Source organism: Pseudomonas sp. TH31, from assembly GCF_016650815.1.
In the GTDB taxonomy this organism is placed as follows: domain Bacteria; phylum Pseudomonadota; class Gammaproteobacteria; order Pseudomonadales; family Pseudomonadaceae; genus Aquipseudomonas.
The window spans coordinates 201,533-222,899 of the sequence record NZ_JAEKEZ010000033.1 but is presented as its reverse complement, the minus strand read 5'-3'; the positions used below and the strand labels follow the sequence as shown (position 1 = coordinate 222,899).

General features: G+C 61.2%; 11 protein-coding genes, 5 pseudogenes and 2 riboswitches. Of the genes and pseudogenes, 6 read left to right on the top strand and 10 right to left on the bottom strand.

What is annotated here, in order from left to right; translation table 11 throughout:
- Nucleotides 1–6: 6 nt before the first annotated feature.
- The 4 genes from JFV26_RS26650 to JFV26_RS26635 all read right to left on the bottom strand — a co-directional run bounded on the left by JFV26_RS26650 (nucleotide 7) and on the right by JFV26_RS26635 (nucleotide 5,116).
- The gene (locus JFV26_RS26650) at nucleotides 7–669 is read right to left on the bottom strand and encodes an amino acid ABC transporter permease (protein ID WP_201196527.1); all 663 of its coding nucleotides are present in this window, start codon (nucleotides 667–669) and stop codon (nucleotides 7–9) included.
- A gap of 176 nt (nucleotides 670–845) precedes the next feature.
- Entirely contained in the window at nucleotides 846–1,694 is an 849-nt protein-coding gene (locus tag JFV26_RS26645) for a transporter substrate-binding domain-containing protein (protein ID WP_201196525.1), read from the bottom strand.
- A gap of 645 nt (nucleotides 1,695–2,339) precedes the next feature.
- A complete protein-coding gene (locus tag JFV26_RS26640; protein WP_201196524.1) occupies nucleotides 2,340–3,896 on the bottom strand; it encodes a TerC family protein in 1,557 nt (518 codons plus the stop codon).
- Between the two features lie 299 nt (nucleotides 3,897–4,195).
- Nucleotides 4,196–5,116, bottom strand: a complete 921-nt coding sequence (locus tag JFV26_RS26635; protein ID WP_201196522.1) for a LysR family transcriptional regulator — start codon at nucleotides 5,114–5,116, stop codon at nucleotides 4,196–4,198.
- A gap of 141 nt (nucleotides 5,117–5,257) precedes the next feature.
- On the opposite strand from JFV26_RS26635, the pseudogene JFV26_RS26630 reads away from it, so the two are divergent.
- Nucleotides 5,258–6,792: pseudogene (locus JFV26_RS26630) on the top strand (MFS transporter).
- Here the strand turns inward: JFV26_RS26630 and JFV26_RS26625 are convergent.
- Complete coding sequence (locus tag JFV26_RS26625; protein ID WP_201196520.1) at nucleotides 6,776–7,186, bottom strand: MerR family transcriptional regulator; 411 nt, start codon at nucleotides 7,184–7,186, stop codon at nucleotides 6,776–6,778. The pseudogene JFV26_RS26630 and the gene JFV26_RS26625 sit on opposite strands and share 17 nt — an antisense overlap.
- Before the next feature lie 78 nt (nucleotides 7,187–7,264).
- Between JFV26_RS26625 and JFV26_RS26620 the strand changes: the two are divergent.
- Both JFV26_RS26620 and poxB read left to right on the top strand, forming a co-directional pair.
- Nucleotides 7,265–8,487: pseudogene (locus JFV26_RS26620) on the top strand (NADH:flavin oxidoreductase/NADH oxidase family protein).
- Nucleotides 8,488–8,808: 321 nt separating this feature from the next.
- Nucleotides 8,809–10,533 (top strand): ubiquinone-dependent pyruvate dehydrogenase, encoded by a 1,725-nt coding sequence (gene poxB, locus JFV26_RS26615; RefSeq protein ID WP_201196518.1) that lies wholly within the window; start codon nucleotides 8,809–8,811, stop codon nucleotides 10,531–10,533.
- Between the two features lie 89 nt (nucleotides 10,534–10,622).
- Here poxB and JFV26_RS26610 read toward each other — a convergent pair.
- The 5 genes and pseudogenes from JFV26_RS26610 to cobW form a co-directional block, all read right to left on the bottom strand.
- Nucleotides 10,623–12,268: pseudogene (locus JFV26_RS26610) on the bottom strand (phospholipase D-like domain-containing protein).
- 130 nt (nucleotides 12,269–12,398) lie between these two features.
- Nucleotides 12,399–13,001 carry a vWA domain-containing protein gene (locus JFV26_RS26605; RefSeq protein WP_207204069.1) on the bottom strand — a complete coding sequence of 201 codons (603 nt, stop codon included), beginning with the start codon at nucleotides 12,999–13,001 and terminating at the stop codon, nucleotides 12,399–12,401.
- A 34-nt stretch (nucleotides 13,002–13,035) separates the two neighbouring features.
- Nucleotides 13,036–14,051 (bottom strand): annotated as a pseudogene (locus tag JFV26_RS26600) (ATP-binding protein).
- Nucleotides 14,052–14,188: 137 nt separating this feature from the next.
- Nucleotides 14,189–17,615: pseudogene (cobN, locus tag JFV26_RS26595) on the bottom strand (cobaltochelatase subunit CobN).
- A 438-nt stretch (nucleotides 17,616–18,053) separates the two neighbouring features.
- Nucleotides 18,054–19,127, bottom strand: a complete 1,074-nt coding sequence (gene cobW, locus JFV26_RS26590) for a cobalamin biosynthesis protein CobW (RefSeq protein WP_201196513.1) — start codon at nucleotides 19,125–19,127, stop codon at nucleotides 18,054–18,056.
- A gap of 96 nt (nucleotides 19,128–19,223) precedes the next feature.
- Nucleotides 19,224–19,436, bottom strand: a riboswitch (cobalamin riboswitch).
- Nucleotides 19,437–19,613: 177 nt separating this feature from the next.
- Nucleotides 19,614–19,842: riboswitch (cobalamin riboswitch) on the top strand.
- Nucleotides 19,843–19,960: 118 nt separating this feature from the next.
- Between cobW and JFV26_RS26585 the strand changes: the two genes are divergently transcribed.
- From JFV26_RS26585 to JFV26_RS26575, 3 genes are read left to right on the top strand one after another with little or no spacing between them, the layout of a single operon-like run.
- The gene (locus JFV26_RS26585; protein WP_201196511.1) at nucleotides 19,961–20,155 is read left to right on the top strand and encodes a CbtB domain-containing protein; all 195 of its coding nucleotides are present in this window, start codon (nucleotides 19,961–19,963) and stop codon (nucleotides 20,153–20,155) included.
- A gap of 11 nt (nucleotides 20,156–20,166) precedes the next feature.
- Complete coding sequence (locus tag JFV26_RS26580; RefSeq protein ID WP_201196510.1) at nucleotides 20,167–20,874, top strand: CbtA family protein; 708 nt, start codon at nucleotides 20,167–20,169, stop codon at nucleotides 20,872–20,874.
- Nucleotides 20,871–21,284, top strand: a complete 414-nt coding sequence (locus JFV26_RS26575) for a cobalamin biosynthesis protein (RefSeq protein ID WP_201196508.1) — start codon at nucleotides 20,871–20,873, stop codon at nucleotides 21,282–21,284. Before JFV26_RS26580 ends, JFV26_RS26575 begins: the two co-directional genes overlap by 4 nt.
- Nucleotides 21,285–21,367: the final 83 nt, after the last annotated feature.

Sequence of the window (21,367 nt, the reverse complement as noted above, 5' to 3'; positions counted from 1 at the left end):
AGGCTCCTATCGGCGAATCGCCAGACGCTGCTCGAGGTAACGCAGGATCATGGCAATGAGGTAACAGGCCGCAACATAGAGCGCTGTGGTCACCATCCAGGTTTCGATCACCCGGTAGCTCTCGACATTGATCTTGCGCGCGTAATAGGTCAGCTCCGGCACCGCAATTGCAGCCGCCAGCGAGGTGTCCTTGAACAGCGAAATGAAGTTGTTCGACAGCGCTGGCAGCACGTTGCGCAGCATCACCGGCACGGTGACGTAGGCCTTGACCTGCCACTCGCCGAGCCCGATGGCCAACCCGGCTTCACGCTGGCCCTTGGGAATGCTCGACAGCCCGCCGCGGAACACTTCGGTCAGGTACGCCCCGGCATACAGCGACAGGGTGATGATGAACGAAGGGATCTTGTCCAGGCGAATGCCCAGGCTCGGCAACGCAAAGTAGATCAACAGAATCAACACCAGAATCGGCGTGTTACGGACCACCGTCACGTACACCGACGCCAGCACCCGCAATGCGCGATGCCTGGATAACAAAGCAAACGCCATCAGCAGGCCGATCACGCAGCCGATGGCGATCGACACCAGAGCCAGCTCAAGGCCCAGACCGAGCCCCGCTAGCAAACTGGGAAAATCGCGCCACACGGCGGCAAAGTTCAACTGATAGTTCATGGTCAGCAGTACCTTGAACGGGGCGCCTTCATAGCCGCCCCGCTCATCATTTTAGAAATGGAAACGTCGCGAGCGAAGGAAAGACAAGGCGAAAACAGGCGAGAAAGCGGAGTTGGCTTTAGCCAATGAGCATTTCGAGGCTGTTTTCAACGCAGTATTTTCGAGCGCAGCAGTTTTCATTTGAATTCGACGGGGAAACCGATGGCTGGGGTAGGTAGATCGACACCGAACCATTGTTTGAACGACGCCGCGTAGGTCGGGAACTCGACGCCGGTCATGGCTTCATGCAGCACGGTGTTGACGAAGTTCAGCCAGTCCTGATCGCCGCGTTTGACGGCACAGGCGTAGGTTTGCGGGCTCCAGGCGTAGGTCGGGCTGCGATAGCGGCCAGGGTTCTGCACCATCAGGTATTTGACCGACGACTGATCGGTGGCGGCGGTATCGGCCCGGCCGGAGTTCACGGCTTGATACATCAAGTCGACGCTGTCGTACTGGTCGACCTTGGCCTTGGGCAGCGCCTGATGCACCAGTTCTTCGGCGTACACGTTTTGCAGCACCGCCACGGTCACGCTGTCGCCAGCGGCTTGCAAGTCTTCGATTTCCTTGTACTTGCTGTTGGTCGGCAGCAACAGGCCGACGCCTTCGCGGTAGTACGGCAGGGTGAATGCAACCTGCTGCGCACGGCTGGCGGTCACGGTAATGAACTGGCAACTGATGTCGACTTTGTCAGTCAGCAGGTTGGGAATCCGCGCATCGGACGACTGCACCACATACTCGACCTTGCTCGGGTCGTTGAACAAACCCTTGGCAATCATGTGCCCGATATCAATATCAAAACCCTGCAACTTGCCGTCCGCTCCCTGGAAGTGCCACGGCGCGTTGGTACTCCCCGTACCCACGATCAATTTCCCACGAGACAGCACGCTATCGAGCTTGCTGTCCGCCGCCTGGGCAACACCCACGGCAGCGGCGGAAGCCGCGAGAATCAAAACACACGCTTTGAACAAGGAAGGTCGGCGATGCATGGCAAGCACTCCAGATGATATGTATTCCGCTATACCGGAAGTAGGTATGTAACAACGGAATAGACAGCAGAAAGTGTGCCATAGGATGTGGGGCAATATTGGGGAGATTGAAAAGTGTTTTGAATCATATGGATAGGTGATGGCGCGGTTAAAGCGTTACCAAACGCACCGGTGGCGGAGCGCTACCAAGGGCCACAGTGCGCGGGTACTTGCACCACATCCGAAGCATGGCGACTCAAAATGTGGCACGGCGATTCTCTTGTAGGAGCTGCCGAAGGCTGCGATCTTTTCTCTGAAGATCGCTTGAATCTCAAGCGCAAGATCAAAAGATCTCAACCTTCGGCAGCTCCTACTCGGAGGGTGTCGACGGGAAATAGTGCATTCCTGCCTGTAATTTCTGACAGTAGACTCACCCGCCACCCTCCTTTAACGTCATCAAGCCTTGGATTTTGCGTAGATTGTGTACTGTTGCCCGGGCGAGTTCTTTGGTCCGGGGTTGAGATTTGTGTTGTCGGGTAGATCGCTATCGCGAGCAGGCTCGCTCCCACAGGGGTCGCCTGTGAACACAAACGTTGTGTACACCCTCGATCAAAATGTGGGAGCGAGCCTGCTCGCGATGAGGCCCTGAAAACCAACACAAAATCCCTAGCCGATACGCTTGAGCAACACCCGCATCACCCGCCGCTCTTCCACCGCCATCACCGTCATCGTCCAGCCGTCCCACTCATGGCTGTCACCGATCATCGGCAGGCGATCCAGCACGCTCATCACCAACCCGGCGAGGGTCTGGTAATCCTCAGTGGGTTCGGCGCTGAAACCGGTCAACTGCCGAGTCCGAGCCAGGTTCAACGCACCGCTGACCATGAACCCGCCCTGCTCTTCAACCACATCCGGACCTTCTATTTCGCTGGCGTCCGGCAGTTCGCCAGCGATCGACTCGAGAATATCGGTCATGGTCAGCACACCGACAAAATCACCGAATTCATTGACCACAAAGGCAATGTGGGTCGAGGCTTTGCGCATCTGTTCCAAAGCATTAAGGATCGAATAACTGTCCAGCAAGTTGATGGTTTTGCGCGCCAGCTCTTCAAGGTCAGGCTCGTTACCGGCCAGGTATTCCTTCAACAGTTCCTTTTTGTGCACGAAGCCCAACGGTTCATCCACCGCGCCGTCGCGAATCAGCGGCAGGCGCGAGTAGGACGAGTGCATCAGCCGTGTACGAATGGTCTCGGCATCGTCAGATAAATCGATGTGGTCGACGTCAGCCCGCACGGTCATCAAGGTCCGAATCGGCCGCTCGGCCAGTTGCAGCACGCCACTGATCATCACCCGCTCGCGCCGGTCGAACAACACTTCACTCGGCGCTGCACCGTTATCCAGCAAGTCAGCAATCTCCTCGCCAACCTCTTCCGCCGCCAAGGTACGACCACCCAGCAAACGCATCACCGCATGGGCGGTACGCTCGCGCATCGGCCGTAGCCCCTGCAGGGAACGCTTGCGTCGGGCCCGGGCAATCTGGTTGAACACTTCGATCAGGATCGAGAAGCCGATGGCGGCATACAGGTAGCCCTTGGGAATGTGGAACCCCAGGCCCTCGGCGGTCAGGGCGAAGCCGATCATCATCAAAAAGCCCAGACAGAGCATGATCACCGTCGGGTGTTCGTTGACGAATCGGGTCAGCGGCTTGCTGGCGACGATCATCAGGCCGATGGAAATAATCACCGCGATCATCATCACCGCCAATTCATCAACCATGCCCACGGCGGTTATCACCGCATCGAGGGAGAACACCGCGTCGAGCACCACGATCTGCGCCACGATGGGCCAGAACTTCGCATAAGTGCTGTTACTGGCGCGCTGGCCGATATGACCTTCGAGCCGTTCATGCAATTCCATGGTGGCCTTGAACAACAGGAACACACCGCCGAACAGCATGATCAGGTCTCGGCCCGAGAAGCTTTTGTCGAACACCTCGAACAGTGGCTGAGTCAGGGTCACCAACCAGGAAATACTCGCCAGCAAGCCAAGGCGCATCAGCAGCGCGAGGGACAAACCGATGATGCGTGCACGGTCACGCTGCTCCGGCGGCAACTTGTCCGCCAGGATCGCAATAAACACCAGGTTGTCGATGCCCAGCACCAGCTCCAGCACGATCAAGGTCAACAGGCCCAGCCACGCGGTGGGGTCAGCCATCCATTCCATAAAAATATCTCGATCTCTTCAGCGAATTCAGAATGCCGGGCACGGCAAGGTGCGGCGCGAGGGCCGTGGGGCTGCGATAGAAGGGAGAGACTGGAATCGGAAAACCGGGTGTTTGGCGTGCGTCAGGGTTGCGCGAATGCGCGAGATGAAGGGCTGACTGGGAGGCTCCGAGAGGGTGTTCATGCAGGTCCTGAAAGGCAAAAAGGACTTGGAGCGTACAGGTGATGGAGACATTTCCTACAGCGGGAAATTATTACAAGATCTGTAGCAGATCAAAGGATCGCAGCCTTCGGCAGCTCCTACATGGGATTGCGTGCTCCTGTAGGAGCTGCCGAAGGCTGCGATCTTTTCGCTGTTACCCCCTTCACTTGTTCAATATACCTGGCCACCACCGCCGACCTCTCAAACCGCCGATAAACCATCGACAGCCAGGAGCTCGCCTCACACCCTTCGATCCGCCGGTACACCACACCCGGCAACCCGACATGCCCGACCACCGATTCCGGCACCACCGCCACGCCCTGCCCCAGCGACACCAAGGCAATCACTGCCACCAACCCGCCCGGTTGTGCCCCCAGGGTCGGTGCGAAACCACCCTGCGCGGCGACTTGCAAAGTGCCGCTGATTTGCTCCGGCAGGATGAAGGTTTCATTTTGCAAATGCGCCGGGCTGATCTGTGGCAAGCGGCACAGCCAGGAATCGCCGGACAGCGCCAGGACAAAGCCTTCTGAATCGAGCCGAATCGCCTCCAACCCGTCGGGCAGGGTCATGGGCGAACGAACATAACCGATATCGAATCGACCCTCGATCACCAGGCCCGGCAGCGCGGCCATTGGACTTTCCCGCACATTCAGGCTGACGTCCGGACACTGGCGGCTAAACGCTTGCACCTGTTTTTGCAGCAACCCCGAGTACACCGCCGACGCCACGTAACCCAGTTCGATATGGCCAATATCACCACGCCCGGCACGCTGGGCATTGCGTTGGGCGAATTCGAACTGGCGCACCGTGGCTTCGGCTTCGATCACCAATGCCGCGCCGGCCTCGGTCAGGCTGACGTCGCGCTGGCGGCGCAGGAACAGCCGGGTGCCCAGTTCGGTTTCCATGTCCTGAATCTGCCGGCTCAAGGTCGGTGGTGCGATGCCCAGTTGCTCCGCAGCCCGGGTGAAGTTGCGCTGCCGGGCAACGGCCAGGAAGTAGCGGAAGTGGCGAATATCCATCGGCGTGTTAGCTCAAAGGTAATGAAGTCTCGACCGGCAGCTAACAAAGGCTGACTTGGACCGGGATAAGCTTTCGATGCAGCCACAGTAGAGAGCCAAAACCATGTACGTCAAACACCTTGCTCAAAAGGCAATCACCTCATGAACCGGGTCAGCCCACGCATGACACTGCTGACCGCCTCTGGGGTGTGTTCGTTGATCGTCCTCGACACAAACATCGTAGCCGTCACCCTGCCGACCATTGCACGGGACCTGGGCGCCAATTTTGCCGACATCGAGTGGGTGGTCAGCGCCTACATGCTGACGTTCGCTGCGCTGCTACTGCCCGCAGGCAGCATCGCCGACCGCTTTGGCCGGCAAAAAACCCTGCTCTGGGGCCTGGGCATCTTTATTCTCGCTTCAATCGGTTGCGGTGCTGCGCCGAGCGCGTTGTTGCTCGACATTGCCCGGGCGATCAAGGGTGTCGGCGCGGCGTTGCTGCTGACCTCGGCGCTGGCGTCCATCGGTCATACCTTTCACGACGAAGTGGAACGGGCCAAAGCCTGGGCGTTCTGGGGCGCGTGCATGGGCGTGGCGATGACCGCTGCGCCTACCCTCGGCGGATTAATCACCGAATACGTGGGCTGGCGCTGGATTTTCTACCTCAACCTGCCGGTGGGTGTGCTGCTGATGGCGATGGTCTGGCGCAACGTGCCGGAATCCGGGACACCCAGGCTGCGCGCCTCGATCCGTGGGGCAGCCTGGTGTTCAGTGCGAGTTTGTTGTGCCTGATCTGGGGCTTGATCGAAGCCAACCGCATTGGCTGGAGCAACCCGCTGACCTACGCCCGGCTGATCGGCGGCGCGCTATTGCTGGGGTTGTTTGTGCTGATTGAACGGATGCAGCAACGGCCGATGGTCGACCTGCAATTGTTCAAGCATCCGCGCTTTATCGGCGCGCTGCTGGGGATGTTTGCCTACGCCGGGTGCGCCCAGGTGATGATGACGTTTCTGCCGTTCTACCTGCAAAACGGCTTGGGTTTCTCGGCCATCGCTTCGGGACTGGGGATGTTGCCGTTTGCCCTGACGATGCTGATCTGCCCGCGCATCGGTGCACGGCTGGCGAGCCGGTTTGAACCCGCGACCTTGATGGCCGCCGGGCTGACACTGGTCGGCAGCGGCAACCTGCTCAGCGCCTGGGCAGTCAACAGCGGCGGCTACCTGCCCTTCGCGCTGGCGATTGCCGTAACCGGGGCCGGGGCCGGGCTGCTGAATGGCGACACGCAGAAAAACATCATGGCCTGCGTGCCTCGGGACCGCGCCGGCATGGCCTCGGGCATGAGCACCACCATGCGCTTTAGCGCGATCATGTTGGCCATCGGCGTGTTCGGCGCATTGCTGGCCAGTCATACCGAGTTGTTGCTGCGTAACAGCCTGTCGGCACAAGGCGGGCAATGGCTGGATCAGACGCGAGGTATCGCATCGCGGGTGGTGGCCGGAGACATGGCGGCGGCGCTGGGGCTGCTGCCGGAAACCGCGCACAGTGTGGTCGAACCATTGGCCCGGCAGGCGTTCGTCGGCGGTTTCAGCTTGCTGCTGTTGGTCGCCGGTTTACTGGCATTGCTGGGAGCGCTGGTGGTGGGCACGCTAATGCGCAATCCGATCCCCGCACCCAACGCTATCAGCGCGTCTGCTTGAACGACGCCAGCACCCGCTCGGCGTTCGCGTCGCAACCCATGCCCTCGGGCTTCGCTTGAATGTCGTCGATCACCGCCAGCAGCTTGGCCTTGCTCTGCGCCAGATGCTTTTGCATCTCTTCAATCTGCTCGACTTTGCGCTTGAGACCCGCCAGCAGTTCGTCGTGGTTGAATTCACCGGTCGCAGTGTCTGGCATCAGTTGCTTCAACTCTTCCAGGCTGAACCCGGCCTGCTGCGCGCACTGGATCAGATACAGCGTTTGCAACACCTGGTCGGGATAATGCCGGTAGCCATTGGCCCGGCGTTCCACTTTCTGGATCAGGCCCTGAGCCTCGTAAAACCGAATGCGCGACGGGTTGAACCCGCTCAACTGCGCCAATTCACCAATTTTCATTTCAGCCTCATTTACCCGCTTGACATTAAAGTTAACTTTAAGCTTAGCCTCTACGCATCACTGATGAGGAGTCAAGCAATGTCGCCCTTCCAAGCGTTGAATTTACCCAACGGCCAGACCATCGGCAATCGCATCGCCAAAGCCGCGATGGAGGAAAATCTCGCCGACACCCAACAAGCCCCCTCGGATGCGTTGTTGCGCCTGTATCAAGCCTGGGCCAAGGGCGAAGCCGGGTTGTTGCTCACCGGCAACGTGATGATCGACCGGCGCGCCATGACCGGTCCCGGCGGCGTGGTCCTGGAAGACGAGCAGCACCTACAACGTTTTCGTCAGTGGGCAACCATTGGCCGGGGCGGCGGCGCACAGTTCTGGGTACAGCTCAACCACCCCGGCCGCCAGACCATGGCCAACCTGGGTCAACGGGCCTTGGCGCCATCGGCGGTGGCGCTGGATCTGGGTGGGTTTTCGAAGATGTTCGCTGAACCGAAGCCGATGACCGACAGCGATATCACCGAGGTGATCCAGCGCTTCGCCACCAGCGCCGCCCTGGCGCAAAAGGCTGGGTTCACCGGCGTGCAGATCCATGCGGCCCACGGATATTTGCTCAGCCAGTTTCTGTCCCCGCTGACCAACCGCCGCACCGATCAATGGGGGGCTCACTGGAAAATCGTGCGCGTTTGCTGCTGGCGGTGGTGAGCGCGGTTCGCAACGCTGTGTCGCCACAATTCTGTGTGGCGGTGAAGCTCAACTCTGCAGATTTCCAGCGCGGCGGCTTCGATGCCAACGATGCCAAGCAAGTGATCCAGTGGCTCAACGAGCAGCAGATCGACTTGTTGGAACTGTCCGGCGGCAGCTACGAAGCCCCGGCGATGCAAGGCGAAGCACGGGATGGCCGGACGCTGGCCCGCGAAGCTTACTTCCTGGAGATGGCCGGCGAACTGGCCAGCGTGGCGCGCATGCCCGTGATGGTGACCGGCGGGATTCGCCGTTTGGCGATCGTCGAACAAGTGCTCGACAGCGGCATCGCCATGGCCGGGATCGGCACGGCGATGGCGATTGAGCCGCACCTGGTCAAACACTGGCGCGAAGGCCGCAACAGCCACCCGCAACTGCCGCCAATACAGTGGAAGCGCAAACCCCTGGCCGCACTGGCAAGCATGGCGGTGGTGAAATTCCAGTTGCATCGCCTGAGTCGCGGACTTAAGCCCCGGCCGCAAGTCTCGGCATTATGGGCATTGATCCGCGATCAGGTGTACATCGCCCGGCGTACCCGACAGTACAAAAAGGCGATGACCTCCTAATGCGGATCAGTTAAAAAATCGCAAGCCAAATACGCTCCCTGTTGCAGCTGCCAAGCCTGCGTTCGGCTCGTGTAGCAGCTGTCGAGCCCGCGAGGCTGCGTTCGGCTGCGCAGCAGTCGTAAACCTGAGTGCGAGATATTCCTGATACGCCGCATCGCCTGATTTCACGACTGCTGCGCAGCCGAACGCAGCCTCGCGGGCTCGACAGCTGCTACAGGTCGCGCGACACCTGATCTGATCTTCAATCGGGGGGAGTCATGCCGGTCTTTGAGTTGTCCTCTTTTAATCCCGAGGACAACTCATCGATCACTGGAGCACCCCATGGCGAAAATCACCATTGCCCAGCAACTGGCAACCACTCTTGAACAGGCTGGCGTCAAACGCATCTGGGGCCTGACCGGCGACAGCCTCAACGGCCTGACCGAAGCCCTGCGCACCATGAACAGCATCGAATGGATGCACGTGCGTCACGAAGAAGTCGCGGCGTTTGCCGCCGGGGCCGAAGCGGCCGTCACTGGAGAACTGGCGGTGTGTGCCGGCAGTTGCGGGCCGGGCAACCTGCATTTGATCAACGGGTTGTTCGACTGCCACAAAAACCATGTGCCGGTGCTGGCCATCGCCGCGCAGATTCCCTCGTCCGAAGTCGGCCTGAACTACTTTCAGGAAACCCATCCGCAGGACCTGTTCAAGGAATGCAGCCACTTCGTCGAACTGGTCAGCAACCCGGCGCAGATGCCGCAGGTGCTGCACCGGGCGATGCGCAGCGCGATCCTTAATCGTGGCGTCGCGGTGGTGGTGATTCCCGGTGACGTGGCGTTGCAGGAAGTCGAAGACAATCTCAAGCCCTGGCCGGTCCTTTCCAAACCCCGAACGTTGCCCGCGCCCCAGGACCTGGATCGACTGGTCGAACGGCTCAGCCAAAGCAAAGCCGTGACCCTGATGTGCGGCGCAGGCTGCGCCGGTGCTCATGACCAAGTGGTGGCCCTGGCCGACGCCCTCGGCGCGCCGGTGGTGCATGCCTTGCGCGGCAAGGAACACGTGGAGTGGGACAACCCGTTCGACGTCGGCATGACCGGGTTGATCGGCTTCAGTTCCGGGTATCACGCGATGCTCAACTGCGACACGCTGGTGATGCTCGGCACCGACTTCCCGTATCGGCAGTTCTACCCCGCCGACGCCACGATCATTCAGATCGACCACGACCCTCAAGCCCTCGGTCGACGTACCGCGCTGGACCTGGGCATTGCCGCCGACGTCAGCGAAACCCTTGCCGCATTGCTGCCGCGTCTACCCTATCGCGGCGACCGGAGCTTTCTGGAATCGTCCCTCAAACATTACGAAAAGGCGCGTCAAGGCCTTGATGACCTGGCCCAACCTTCATCGCTCGGCCGGCCGATTCACCCGCAATACCTCACCCGGCTGCTGAGCGAACTGGCGGATCATGACGCGATCTTCACCGCCGACGTCGGCACCCCGACGGTGTGGGCGGCCCGATATCTGAAGATGAATGGCAAGCGCCGGTTGCTCGGTTCGTTCAACCACGGCTCGATGGCCAACGCCATGCCTCAGGCCATCGGCGCGCAAGCGGCGTTTCCTGATCGGCAGGTGATTTCGTTGTCCGGCGACGGCGGCTTCAGCATGTTGATGGGGGATTTCATTTCCCTGGCGCAGTTGAAGTTGCCGGTGAAAATCATCGTCTACGACAACGCTTCATTGGGCTTTGTCGCCATGGAAATGAAGTCCGCCGGGATGCTCGATACCGGTACTGACCTGCACAACCCGGACTTTGCGGCGATGGCCAATGCCATGGGCATTCTCGGGATTCGTGTCGAAGAGTCGCAAGCGCTGGAGCCGGCGTTGCGCCAGGCGCTGGCCCATGACGGGCCGGTGCTGGTGGACGTGATTACCGCAACTCAGGAACTGGCCATGCCGCCGGCGATCAAGCTTGAGCAGGCCAAGGGGTTCAGCCTGTACATGCTCAAAGCGGTGATGAGCGGGCGTGGCGATGAGGTGATTGAGTTGGCGCGGACTAACTGGTTTCGCTGAAATGGGTTGATGCTGAAAAGATCGCAGCCTCCGGCAGCTCCTACAGGTGTACGCAAAACCCCGTAGGAGCTGCCGAAGGCTGCGATCTTTTATCGGCCAGAGAAACGCAACCGCGACAACTGCCGCAAATCCCCTTCCACATAATAGTCATGGGTCCAGCTGTCATCCGCCGACAACGGCTGCACCTGCTTGAGCGCCAGTTTCTTCGCAAAATAACGAAACCGGTAATGCTCATAAAACCGCAACAACTCCAAGCCGTACCGATCCGCCAGGTCCGTATCACCATGAATAATCAGGAAGTTCTCATCATTGCCGTCGCTCGCCGACACGCTGAGGTTGTGGCTGCCGCTGATGATCGTCGGCGTGTCCGTGGTGAAGTCGGTGACGATGGCCTTGGTGTGCACCAGCAGGTTGCCCTTCTGGCCTTTCATGTTTTCCTTGAGCCAGCCTTCCAGCCCGGTGTTGAGCAATGCAGTCGCGGCGAATTCGGCGGTGCGGTCGGCGTGGAAGCCGGTGATGCTGCTGGCGGTGTTTTGCAGGCCGTAGCGCAAAATATCGTCGTGGGGCTGGCCGAGCAAGGCGTTGAGGATCTCGTCAGGCAAGGCGAACGCGGTGACGAACAGCACGTCCTTTTTCGCCGCGTTGATGATCTCGACGAATGCTTTCAAGTCACCCTGGCCCGAACGCGGCGAAAACCCGGCGAACAGCGGCTGCGTCGGGTCCATGGGGTTGTTTTTGGTCAGCCAGGTTCGCGTGGCGCCGACGTCCGCCGGGTTCGCCCACACTTCCTCGAAGGTTTGCAGGTAAGCGGTGCCGATCCGCACATCGTCCAGCACATGCACCACGTTGGCCTGCCGGTAGACACCGTTGGGGGTGAAGTTGGTGCTGCCGCAGAGCACCGCTTGCGGCTGGTGCTCGCCCGCGCCATCGGCCTTGCTCAGGACGATGAACTTGTCGTGAAAGATGCTGTGGGTGACTCGCCCACGCTTGTTCGCCGCCGGGATCTTTTCCAGGCTGGCTTCGTTCATTGCGGTATCAGGATCGTCCGGTTTCGCGTGATACAGCACGCGCACCTTGACCCCGCGGGCGAACGCGGCGTTCACCTCATCGATGATCGACTGCAATTGGTACTCATAGATCGCAATGTCCAGCGCCCATTGATCGTCCACTGCACGCTTGATAAACCCCAAGAGGCGCCCAAGCAAACCGTTTTCCAGCCATTGTTGCGCAGCGATGGGCCAGGCTTCGATGGGCAGGTTCTTGTTGGCGCTGATCTGGGCGTCGAGGTCGGGGAATTTGCGCTGGAACGCCTGGCTGGCGGCCACGGCCCGGTTGAAGATCACGCTCTGGTTTTTGGCAGACCATCGTCAGCGGTGATCGACAGCTCCAGGAACTCGCCCAATTGCGGCGCATCCGGCGTGCCATAGGCCAGGTGGACGCGGTAATGCATCGTCGTTCCCGGATTGACCGCGTAATCGGCCCAACGGAATTTCTGCAACGGGGCGATATCGCTGGGGGTGGCGGCGTATTGGGGGAAGGTGTGCACCTTGCCGGGGAACGTCAGGCTGTTGAACAGGAACAGCCAGGGTTTGTCACCCTGCTGCTTTTCGATGGCAAACCCCAGCAAGCCTTTACGACGGGGTTCGGCCAGGTCCATGGCCAACAACACGCCGTTGGTGCCAGCGTAGGCTTTGACGCGGAAATCATCCTGATTATTTGCGACTAGAACACGCATGGGTCACTCCTGTGAAGATCAAAAGATCGCAGCCTTCGGCAGCGCCTACATCGATTGTTGTACACCAAAGACATTGCCGGTGTCGCCGCTCCCTGTAGGAGCTGCCGAAGGCTGCGATCTTTTTGCCCCGCTACACATCATCAATATGCCGATACTCGGCCTCCAATTCACTGGCCATCACCTTAGCCCGCCCAAGCCGAATCGGCCCGCGCTCGATATCAATCAGCAGCCCCGGACACTCAAGCATCGGCAACCCCGGCCATTCCTTCAATCGCCCATCAGTCACCAGCAACAAACGCTGCTGCTCCGCCGGATAGCGTTTCTGCCGAGTGCTCAGCCACTGCCCGGCCTGACTCAGCGCCGCGAGCAACGGCGTGCCGCCGCCCGCCCCCAGCCGATCCAGCCAGTCACGCAAACCGCTGGAAGCCTTCAAGCCTTGCACCTGCCACTTCGGCGCACTGCCGCTGGCGGTCAGTAATGCCAGTCGCGCGCGTTGCCGGTAGGCGTCGTCGAACAGTTGCGCCAACAAGCCCTTGGCATCGCTCAACGCCCGATGACGCCGGGTCGAAGCCGAAGCGTCGACGATCACCAGCCACAGTTCGTGGGCCGAGCGTGTGCGCAGATGAAACAGCAAATCTTCATGCAGCCGCGGGCGGCCATTGAGCAAGGTGCCGGGCCAGTTGATCGAACCTTGTGGTGTGGCGCGGCGTTTGCCTTGTCGGCCATTGTCCAGCCGCCCGGCGCGGGGTCTGGCATTCGCCCCCGCGTCAGATCGAGGGCGAATGCCTAAGGCTTTTTGGCCAGCTCGGCACTTCACGTCGGGCCCCGACCGGCAATGCCTGGGCCGGCATTTCGCCCCACTGGCCCTGGCCTACGCTCAGGCTGTCGTTTTGGCTGGAGGGCGCCTGGCTTTGTTGCTGTGCCGGTGGGGTCTGTTCGCGGCGGCGATGGCGCAAGGCAAATTCGGCAACTGCGTCGATATCTTCTTCGGCAATCGCTTTTGCCCCGCGCCAGGCCGCGTGGGCCCGCGCGGCGCGCAGCCAGACCAGATCGGCGCGCAGGCCATCGACACCCGCAGCAAAACAGCGCTCGGTGATCTGCGCCAGTGCCGCGTCATCCAGAGGAATGCTCGCCAATGCGCTGCGCGCGTGCTGGCAGCGTTCGCGCAGGGATTGCTGCTGGCTTTCCCACTCGGCACAGAAGCCTTGAGGATCACTGTCGAAATCCAGTCGCCGACGGATGATCTGACCGCGCTCGGCCGGTGCGGTGTGACCGCTAAGCGCGACGTTCAGGCCGAAGCGGTCAAGCAGTTGCGGACGCAGTTCGCCCTCTTCCGGGTTCATGGTGCCGATCAACACGAACTTCGCCGAATGCCGATGGGAAATGCCGTCACGCTCGATCAGGTTGGTGCCGCTGGCGGCCACATCGAGCAGCAGGTCGACGAGGTGATCGGGCAGCAGATTGACTTCATCGACGTAAAGCACGCCGCCGTCAGCCTTGGCCAGCACGCCGGGGAAAACTGTGCCCGCCCCTCGCTCAGGGCGGCATCGAGGTCGAGGGTGCCGACCAGTCGCTCTTCGGTGGCGCCCAAGGGCAAGGTGACGAATTGACCGCTGGCCAGCAGGTCGGCGAGGCCACGGGCGAGCGTCGACTTGGCCATGCCACGCGGGCCTTCGATCAGTACGCCACCGATTTTCGGGTCGATGGCGCTCAGGTACAGGGCGAGCTTCAAGTCGTCGGCGCCGACCACGGCGCAGAGCGGGAAATGCGGGGTGTCGGTCATGTCGGGTTTCTCGTTGTGGTCGGTGGTGTCTATCAGTACGTCTTCGCGGGCAAGTCTTGCTCCTACAGAGTGCGCGTACATTCTGTAGGAGCAAGTCTTGCCCGCGATCGAGGACGAAGTCCTCGTAGGCTTTATGGCTAGCTCTCTTCTATATCCAGCAACAAATTCTCCAGCGCCTCGCGGTACGCACCCGGCTCTTTCCACATCCCGCGCTGCTGCGCCTCGAGCATCCGCTCAGTCATATCACGCAAGGCATGCGGGTTGTGCTCACGCACGAAGTCCCGAGTCGCCGGGTCCAGTAAGTACGCGTCCGCCAACAACGCGTACTGGTGATCGTCGATCAACTGCGTGGTGGCATCAAAAGCAAACAGGTTATCAACCGTGGCCGCCAGTTCAAACGCACCTTTATAGCCATGGCGCTTGACCCCGTCGATCCACTTCGGATTCGCCGCCCGGGAACGAATCACCCGGTTCAACTCTTCCTTCAACGTGCGGATTTTCGGCAAGTCCGGCTGACTGTGATCGCCGTGATAACTGGCCACCGCTTCGCCGCTGAGGCTTTCCACGGCCGCAAGCATACCGCCCTGGAATTGGTAATAGTCATTGGAATCGAGCAAGTCATGCTCGCGGTTGTCCTGATTCTGCAGCACCGCCTGCACCTGGCTCAGGCGCTGGGCGAACTGTTCGCGGGCGCCGGTGCCTTCGTCGGAACCGCCATAGGCGTAACCGCCCCAGTTCAGGTACACCTCGGCCAAGTCCTCGCGACTCTGCCACAGGCGGCCGTCGATGGCGCCCTGCACGCCCGCGCCATAGGCACCGGGTTTCGCCCCGAAAATCCGCCAACCGGCCTGACGTCGAGCGGCCTCCTCGTCTAGCCCCGAGGCCAGCAACGCTCCATGCTCGGCGCGAACCTTGGCCGCCAACGGATTGAGATCGTCCGGCTCGTCCAGCGCGGCGACGGCTTGCACAGCAGCATCGAACAGCCGGATCAGGTTGGCGAAGGCATCTCGAAAGAACCCGGACACCCGCAAGGTCACGTCCACCCGCGGACGGTCCAGCAAACTCAGCGGCAGGATTTCAAAATCGTCGACCCGCTGACTGCCCGTCGCCCAGACCGGTCGCACACCCATCAGCGCCATAGCCTGGGCGATGTCGTCGCCGCCGGTGCGCATCGTCGCCGTGCCCCAGACCGACAGGCCGAGCTGACGCAGGTGATCGCCGTGGTCCTGCAGGTGCCGTTCTAGAATCAGGTTGGCCGACTGGAAGCCGATGCGCCACGCCGTGGTGGTCGGCAGGTTGCGCACGTCCACCGAATAGAAATTGCGCCCGGTGGGCAGCACGTCCAGCCGCCCGCGACTCGGTGCACCGCTCGGCCCGGCGGGGACGAAACGACCGCTGAGGGCGTCGAGCAAACCGCGCATTTCTGCCGGGCCGCAGGCGTCCAGTCTTGGAGCAACCACCTCACAGAGGTTGTCGATGATTGCTTTCACGTCAGACCAGTTTGCCTCCTGTGGGAGCGAGCTTGCTCGCGATAGCGGTGGGTCAATCGACATCAATATTGGATGGTCAACCGCTTCGCGAGCAGGCTCGCTCCCACAGAGGCCAGGCTCGGCTTGAGGCTGGGTTAAGGTCTGCAAGATCAGTTGCGCGGCAAACAATTCCAGACGTTCGCGGGTATCACCCGCCGTGCGCCAGGCTTCATCGCTTAGCAGTTGCAGTTCAGCCGGTCTTGGTCCGGTCCACGGATCGGCCAAAGAGCAATCCAGCGGATCAAAGCCTGGCGTGAACGCCTTGGCCAACGCCCGCAGCAGACTCGACTGCGCGCCACGCCCATCGCCACGTGGAATCCGCAGCAGCGCCAGCAAGGTATCAATGCGCAACCGCCCGGTCGGCGACTCACCAAAGATGTGCAGGCCATCGCGGATCTGGGATTCCTTCAAATCACACAGGTAGGTATCCAGACGCGGCAGCCAGATCGCCGCATCAGCGTCGCTATCAAGTTTTTCGTCCAGTTGCAGTTCGCGGTCGATGTGAGTGTCGCGCACCAGTTGCAGGATGTCGCGCTGCAACTCCGGGCGCGACGTGGGTCGAGCAACTGCGCTTCGTAATACTCGTCCGCCAACAGTTCCAGGTTACGCAGCGGGCCGTAGGTTTCAGCGCGGGTCAACGGCGGCATCAGGTGATCGATGATCACCGCTTGCGTACGACGCTTGGCCTGGGCGCCCTCGCCGGGTCGTTGACGATAAATGGATAGATGTTCGGCAGCGGCCCGAGTAGCGCATCCGGCCAGCAGCTTTCCGAGAGCCCGACGCCCTTGCCCGGCAACCATTCGAGGTTGCCGTGCTTGCCGACATGAATCACGCCGTGGGCGCCGTAGGTGTTGCGCAGCCAGAAGTAGAACGCCAGGTAGCCATGGGGCGGCACCAGGTCCGGATCGTGATAGACCGCGCTCGGGTCAACCTGATAACCCCGGGCCGGTTGAATGCCGACAAAGGTCAGGCCCAAGCGCAGCCCCGCAATCATCATCCGCCCGCCACGGAACATCGGATCGTTTTCCGGCACGCCCCAACGCTCCAGGACGGCTTGGCGATTGGCTTCGGGCAGTGCGTCGAACATCAAAAAATAGTCGTCCAGCGCCAGGCTTTGCATGCACGGGCGTTGGTCGAGGGTGTCGAGGTCATTGCTGACACCGCCGAGCAATTGCTGGATCAACGCGGTGCCGCTGTCCGGTAACTCGGCCGGCAGCGGGTAACCTTCTTTATAGAGTGCGCGGAGGATATTCAGCGCCGCCGCCGGCGTATCGAGGCCGACGCCGTTGCCGATGCGACCGTCGCGCGTCGGGTAGTTGGCGAGGATCAGGGCGATGCGTTTTTCGCCATTGGGCACCCGGGCCAGATCGATCCAGCGCCGCGCCAGTTCGGCAACGAAATCCATGCGTTCCGGTTGCGGCCGGTAGCAGACCACATCGGACTGACTGCGCTCGCTGCGCCAGGCCAGGTCCTTGAAGCTGATCGGCCGGCTGATGATCCGCCCGTCCAGTTCCGGCAGCACGATGTGCATCGCCAGGTCGCGCGGGCCGAGGCCTTGCTCGCTGGCGCGCCAGCCGGGCTCGTTGTCCTGGGCGCAAATCGCCTGGATCACTGGAATATTGCGACGAAACGGCCGCAAGTGCGGTGCTTCGGGACTGGATTGGGCGAAACCGGTGGTGTTCAGAATCACCGCCGCTTCGACTTCGTCCAGCAAGTCCTCGACCACCGCCAGGCAGCCGGGCTCTTTCAAACTGGCCAACGCTATCGGCAACGGGTTCAGCCCCGCCGCCTGCAAACGCTGGCAGAAAATATCGATGAAACCGGTGTTCGCCGCCTGCAAATGCGAGCGGTAGAACAACACCGCCGCCACCGGTTGGTCGGCCTGCCAATCGGCTTGCCAATCGCTCAGTTCAGCGGGGCTTTTGTGTGGGTGATAGATCGCGGTGCGCGCCAGCGTTTGCGGCTCGGCCCAGGCGTAATCGCGATCCAGCCAGCGATTGGCCAGACAGCGGAAAAAATCCAGGGCATTGGCCATGCCGCCCTGACGCAGAAACTGCCACAGACGATCGCGGTCTTGCGCGACGACGGTGCTCAAGTCGCCAAGTTCCGGGTCCGGGCGGTCATCGCCGGGCACCAGAATCAGTTGCACACCACGCTCGGACAGCTCGACCAGCCGCTCGACGCCATAACGCCAATAACCGATGCCGCCGTGCAGCGAAATCAGAATCAGCTTGGCGTGGCGCAGCACTTCGTCGACGTACAAATCGACCGAAGCGTGATTCTGCACCTGCATCGGGTTGGCCAGGCGCACGCTTGGGTAATCGTCGGGTAACTGCTGCGCCGCTTCGGCGAGCAGTGCCAGGCTGGAATCGCCGCTGCACAGGATCACCAGCTCGGCGGGGGTTTGTCCAAGGTCGGCAATGTTGTCATCCGACACGAAACCGCCGGGCTGGGTCCTGAGCAGGTGCATGGCTTAAACGCTGAGTGCGGCGCGCAATTGCGCTTCGAGTTGCGCGGCGTCCAATTCCTGGCCGATCAGCACCAGCCGGGTGGTGCGGGCCTCATCGGCGCCCCACTGGCGGTCGAAATGCTTGTCGAAACGCGTGCCCACGCCCTGGATCAGCAAGCGCATCGGCTTGTTCGGGATCGCGGCGAAGCCTTTTACGCGCAGGATGCCGTGCTTGACGACGAGTTGGGTCAGCGCGTCCATCAGCAGGCTTTCGTCGGCTTGCGGCAGTTCGATGGAGATCGAGTCGAAAGCATCGTGGTCATGATCATCATGGTCGTCATCGCCTTCACCGTGGTGATGGTCGTGATGGCTGTGACGGCTGTCGATGTGTTCTTCGGAACCGGCGCCGAGGCCGATCAGCACGTCCAGAGGCACGCGACCGCTGCTGGCTTCGATGACTTTTACTGCCGGCGGCAACTCTTCGGCGACTTCCAGGCGCACACGGGCCAGGTCTTCAGGGCTGATCAGGTCGGCCTTGTTGAGGATCACCAGGTCGGCGCTGGCCAGTTGGTCGGCGAACAGCTCGTGCAGCGGCGACTCGTGGTCCAGGTTTGGGTCAAGTTTGCGCTGGGCGTCCACTTGGTCCGGGAACGCGGCGAAGGTACCAGCGGCCACGGCCGGGCTGTCGACTACGGTGATAACCGCGTCAACGGTGCAGGCGCTGCGGATTTCCGGCCACTGGAAAGCTTGCACCAGTGGTTTTGGCAGGGCCAGACCCGAGGTTTCGATCAGGATGTGGTCGAGGTCGCCGCGGCGGGCGACCAATTCGCGCATCACCGGGAAAAATTCTTCCTGGACGGTGCAGCACAGGCAGCCGTTGGCCAGTTCGTAGACGCGGCCGCTGGCTTCTTCTTCGGTGCAGCCGATGGAGCATTGCTTGAGGATTTCGCCGTCGATGCCCAGTTCGCCAAACTCGTTGACGATCACCGCGATGCGGCGACCCTGAGCGTTATCGAGCATGTGCCGCAGCAAGGTGGTTTTGCCCGAGCCGAGGAAGCCGGTAACGATGGTGACGGGGAGTTTGGCCAGTGTTTTCATCGGATGCCCTTTGGCAAGGTGGCGGGCATACGGGACGACGACCGCGGCGATCGATGCGCGGAAGATTTCGCCACCGGATCACCCCGCCCGGTTGTAGTGAGAATTCGTTTCGAGGCAGGTCTCCTGGCTGACAGTGTGCCGGCCTTGCGGGCCTGGCATTCGCTGCGCCTTCCCGCGAACCCTTGGCAGGGTTTGCAGTGGCGTGGCAGCGAACATCACCGTTCACAGTTGCGGGGGCAGCCGCGGCATCGACCGCGTTCCCTTCTTAGCTTCGGCAAACGCCGAAGAACCTCGAAAGCGCAAGGCTACGCATGGTGTGGGGGCGGGTCAATGTCTTGTGGCGACCATAAAGACGCCATCGCGGGCAAGCCTTGCTCCTACAGGGCGGCGGCGCTCTTGTAGGAGCAAGGCTTGCCCGCGATGGGCGCACCTCGATTCCGAGTTGAGAACCCTTGCCAATTGACTCCACTCCCCGGCCCATGGTCTCCTGTGCGCCTTGTTACGGGTGCCCTTCACAGGGTGAAACGGGAAACCGGTGAATCATGTGCTTTACTCTAAAGCCATGTCAGTCCGGTGCTGCCCCCGCAACGGTAAGCGAGCGAAGAATCAGATCCACTGTGCCAGCAGTTCGGCATGGGAAGGCGATTCTTGCAGGTTCGGGCACAAGCCTTGACCCCTCGCGAGCCCGGAGACCGGCCCGCAACACAAAGTGATCAGTACGATCACTGAATAACAAACCCGCGGTGGGCGGGCGCTGTTTAAGCCTCTGCGCACACGCTCGCAGGGGTTTGCATGCGCTCTATTCACCCGCTGACAGACCAGAGGGATGCGCCATGTCGATCATCAGCAGCACCGACCACAGCAGCACTGCAAGCACCACCACAACCCTGAGCCAACGCCTGACCGCCGCCGTTTGCGCGTCGATCCTCGGTGCGTGCCTGGTGTATTTCGCCGGTTTCTCGCACATCGAAGCGGTGCACAACGCCGCTCACGATACCCATCACAGCTCCGCATTCCCGTGCCATTGAGACCTGCTGACATGATCAAGCGTATTGCTCAAACCGCAGGTTTCACCGGGCTGCTGGCCGCCTTGCTGCTGACCCTGCTGCAAAGCTTCTGGGTTGCCCCGCTGATTCTTCAGGCGGAAACCTACGAAAAATCCGAACCCGCCGCCGCTGTAGCTCACGAGCACACCGAAGGCGCCATGGCCGCTCACACCCACGATGCCGAAGCCTGGGAACCGGAAGACGGCTGGCAGCGCGTGCTGTCTACCACAGGCGGCAACCTGGTGGTCGCGGTCGGCTTTGCGCTGATGCTCGCCGGTCTCTACACCTTGCGCGCGCCGACTAAAACCGCTCAGGGCCTACTCTGGGGTCTGGCCGGTTACGCAACCTTTGTACTGGCGCCGACCCTCGGTCTACCGCCGGAACTGCCAGGCACTGCCGCCGCCGATCTGGCGCAACGGCAGGTCTGGTGGATCGGCACTGCGGCGTCTACCGCTGTCGGCATCGCGCTGATCGTGTTCAGCCGTCACTGGCTGATGAAGGTCCTGGGCGTGGCGATTCTGGCGGTTCCGCACGTAATTGGCGCGCCACAACCGGAAGTCCACTCGATGTTGGCCCCGCAAGCCCTGGAATCTCAGTTCAAAATCGCTTCGCAGTTGACCAACGTGGTGTTCTGGCTGGCCCTGGGCCTGATCAGCGCCTGGTTGTTCCGCCGCAAAAGCGATGGCCAATACCACGCATGACCGACACCAGCACAGCGCCGACTTTAGTGGTCGGCCTGGGCTGCCAGCGCGGCTGCCCCGCCAGCACGTTGCGGGCGCTGCTTGATCAGGCGTTACAGGCGCATCAAATCGAACTTCGACAGGTCAAGGCCCTGGCCAGCATCGACTTGAAACGTGATGAACCTGGCCTGATCGAATTGGCCGCGCAGCTTGGGCTGGAAGTGATGTACTTCAGCAGCGAACAATTGGCCGGTTATCAGCCGCAACTCAGCCACCATTCGCAGATCGCTTTCGAACGCACCGGCTGTTACGGCGTCGCGGAAAGTGCCGCCCTGGCACTGGCCGAACACCTGGCCCAGGCACCGGCGAAACTGCTGATTTCCAGGCAAAAATACGCGCAGGCCACCCTCGCATTGGCCAGTGCTGCGTAAAACCCCCGATAATCACCGCCTTCGATCATGAGCAATCTTCATCTGAAGCCTTGCCCAGGCCCTTTTTCTCACAGGAACCGAAG

Excerpts from the sequence above, each read along its gene's own strand:
- JFV26_RS26635 (WP_201196522.1), bottom strand. The coding sequence starts at position 5,116 with ATGGATATTCGCCACTTCCGCTACTTCCTGGCCGTTGCCCGGCAGCGC.
- JFV26_RS26575 (WP_201196508.1), top strand. The coding sequence starts at position 20,871 with ATGACCGACACCAGCACAGCGCCGACTTTAGTGGTCGGCCTGGGCTGC.
- JFV26_RS26645 (WP_201196525.1), bottom strand. The coding sequence starts at position 1,694 with ATGCATCGCCGACCTTCCTTGTTCAAAGCGTGTGTTTTGATTCTCGCG.
- poxB (WP_201196518.1), top strand. The coding sequence starts at position 8,809 with ATGGCGAAAATCACCATTGCCCAGCAACTGGCAACCACTCTTGAACAG.
- JFV26_RS26650 (WP_201196527.1), bottom strand. The coding sequence starts at position 669 with ATGAACTATCAGTTGAACTTTGCCGCCGTGTGGCGCGATTTTCCCAGT.
- JFV26_RS26625 (WP_201196520.1), bottom strand. The coding sequence starts at position 7,186 with ATGAAAATTGGTGAATTGGCGCAGTTGAGCGGGTTCAACCCGTCGCGC.
- cobW (WP_201196513.1), bottom strand. The coding sequence starts at position 19,127 with ATGAAAACACTGGCCAAACTCCCCGTCACCATCGTTACCGGCTTCCTC.
- JFV26_RS26580 (WP_201196510.1), top strand. The coding sequence starts at position 20,167 with ATGATCAAGCGTATTGCTCAAACCGCAGGTTTCACCGGGCTGCTGGCC.
- JFV26_RS26585 (WP_201196511.1), top strand. The coding sequence starts at position 19,961 with ATGTCGATCATCAGCAGCACCGACCACAGCAGCACTGCAAGCACCACC.
- JFV26_RS26640 (WP_201196524.1), bottom strand. The coding sequence starts at position 3,896 with ATGGAATGGATGGCTGACCCCACCGCGTGGCTGGGCCTGTTGACCTTG.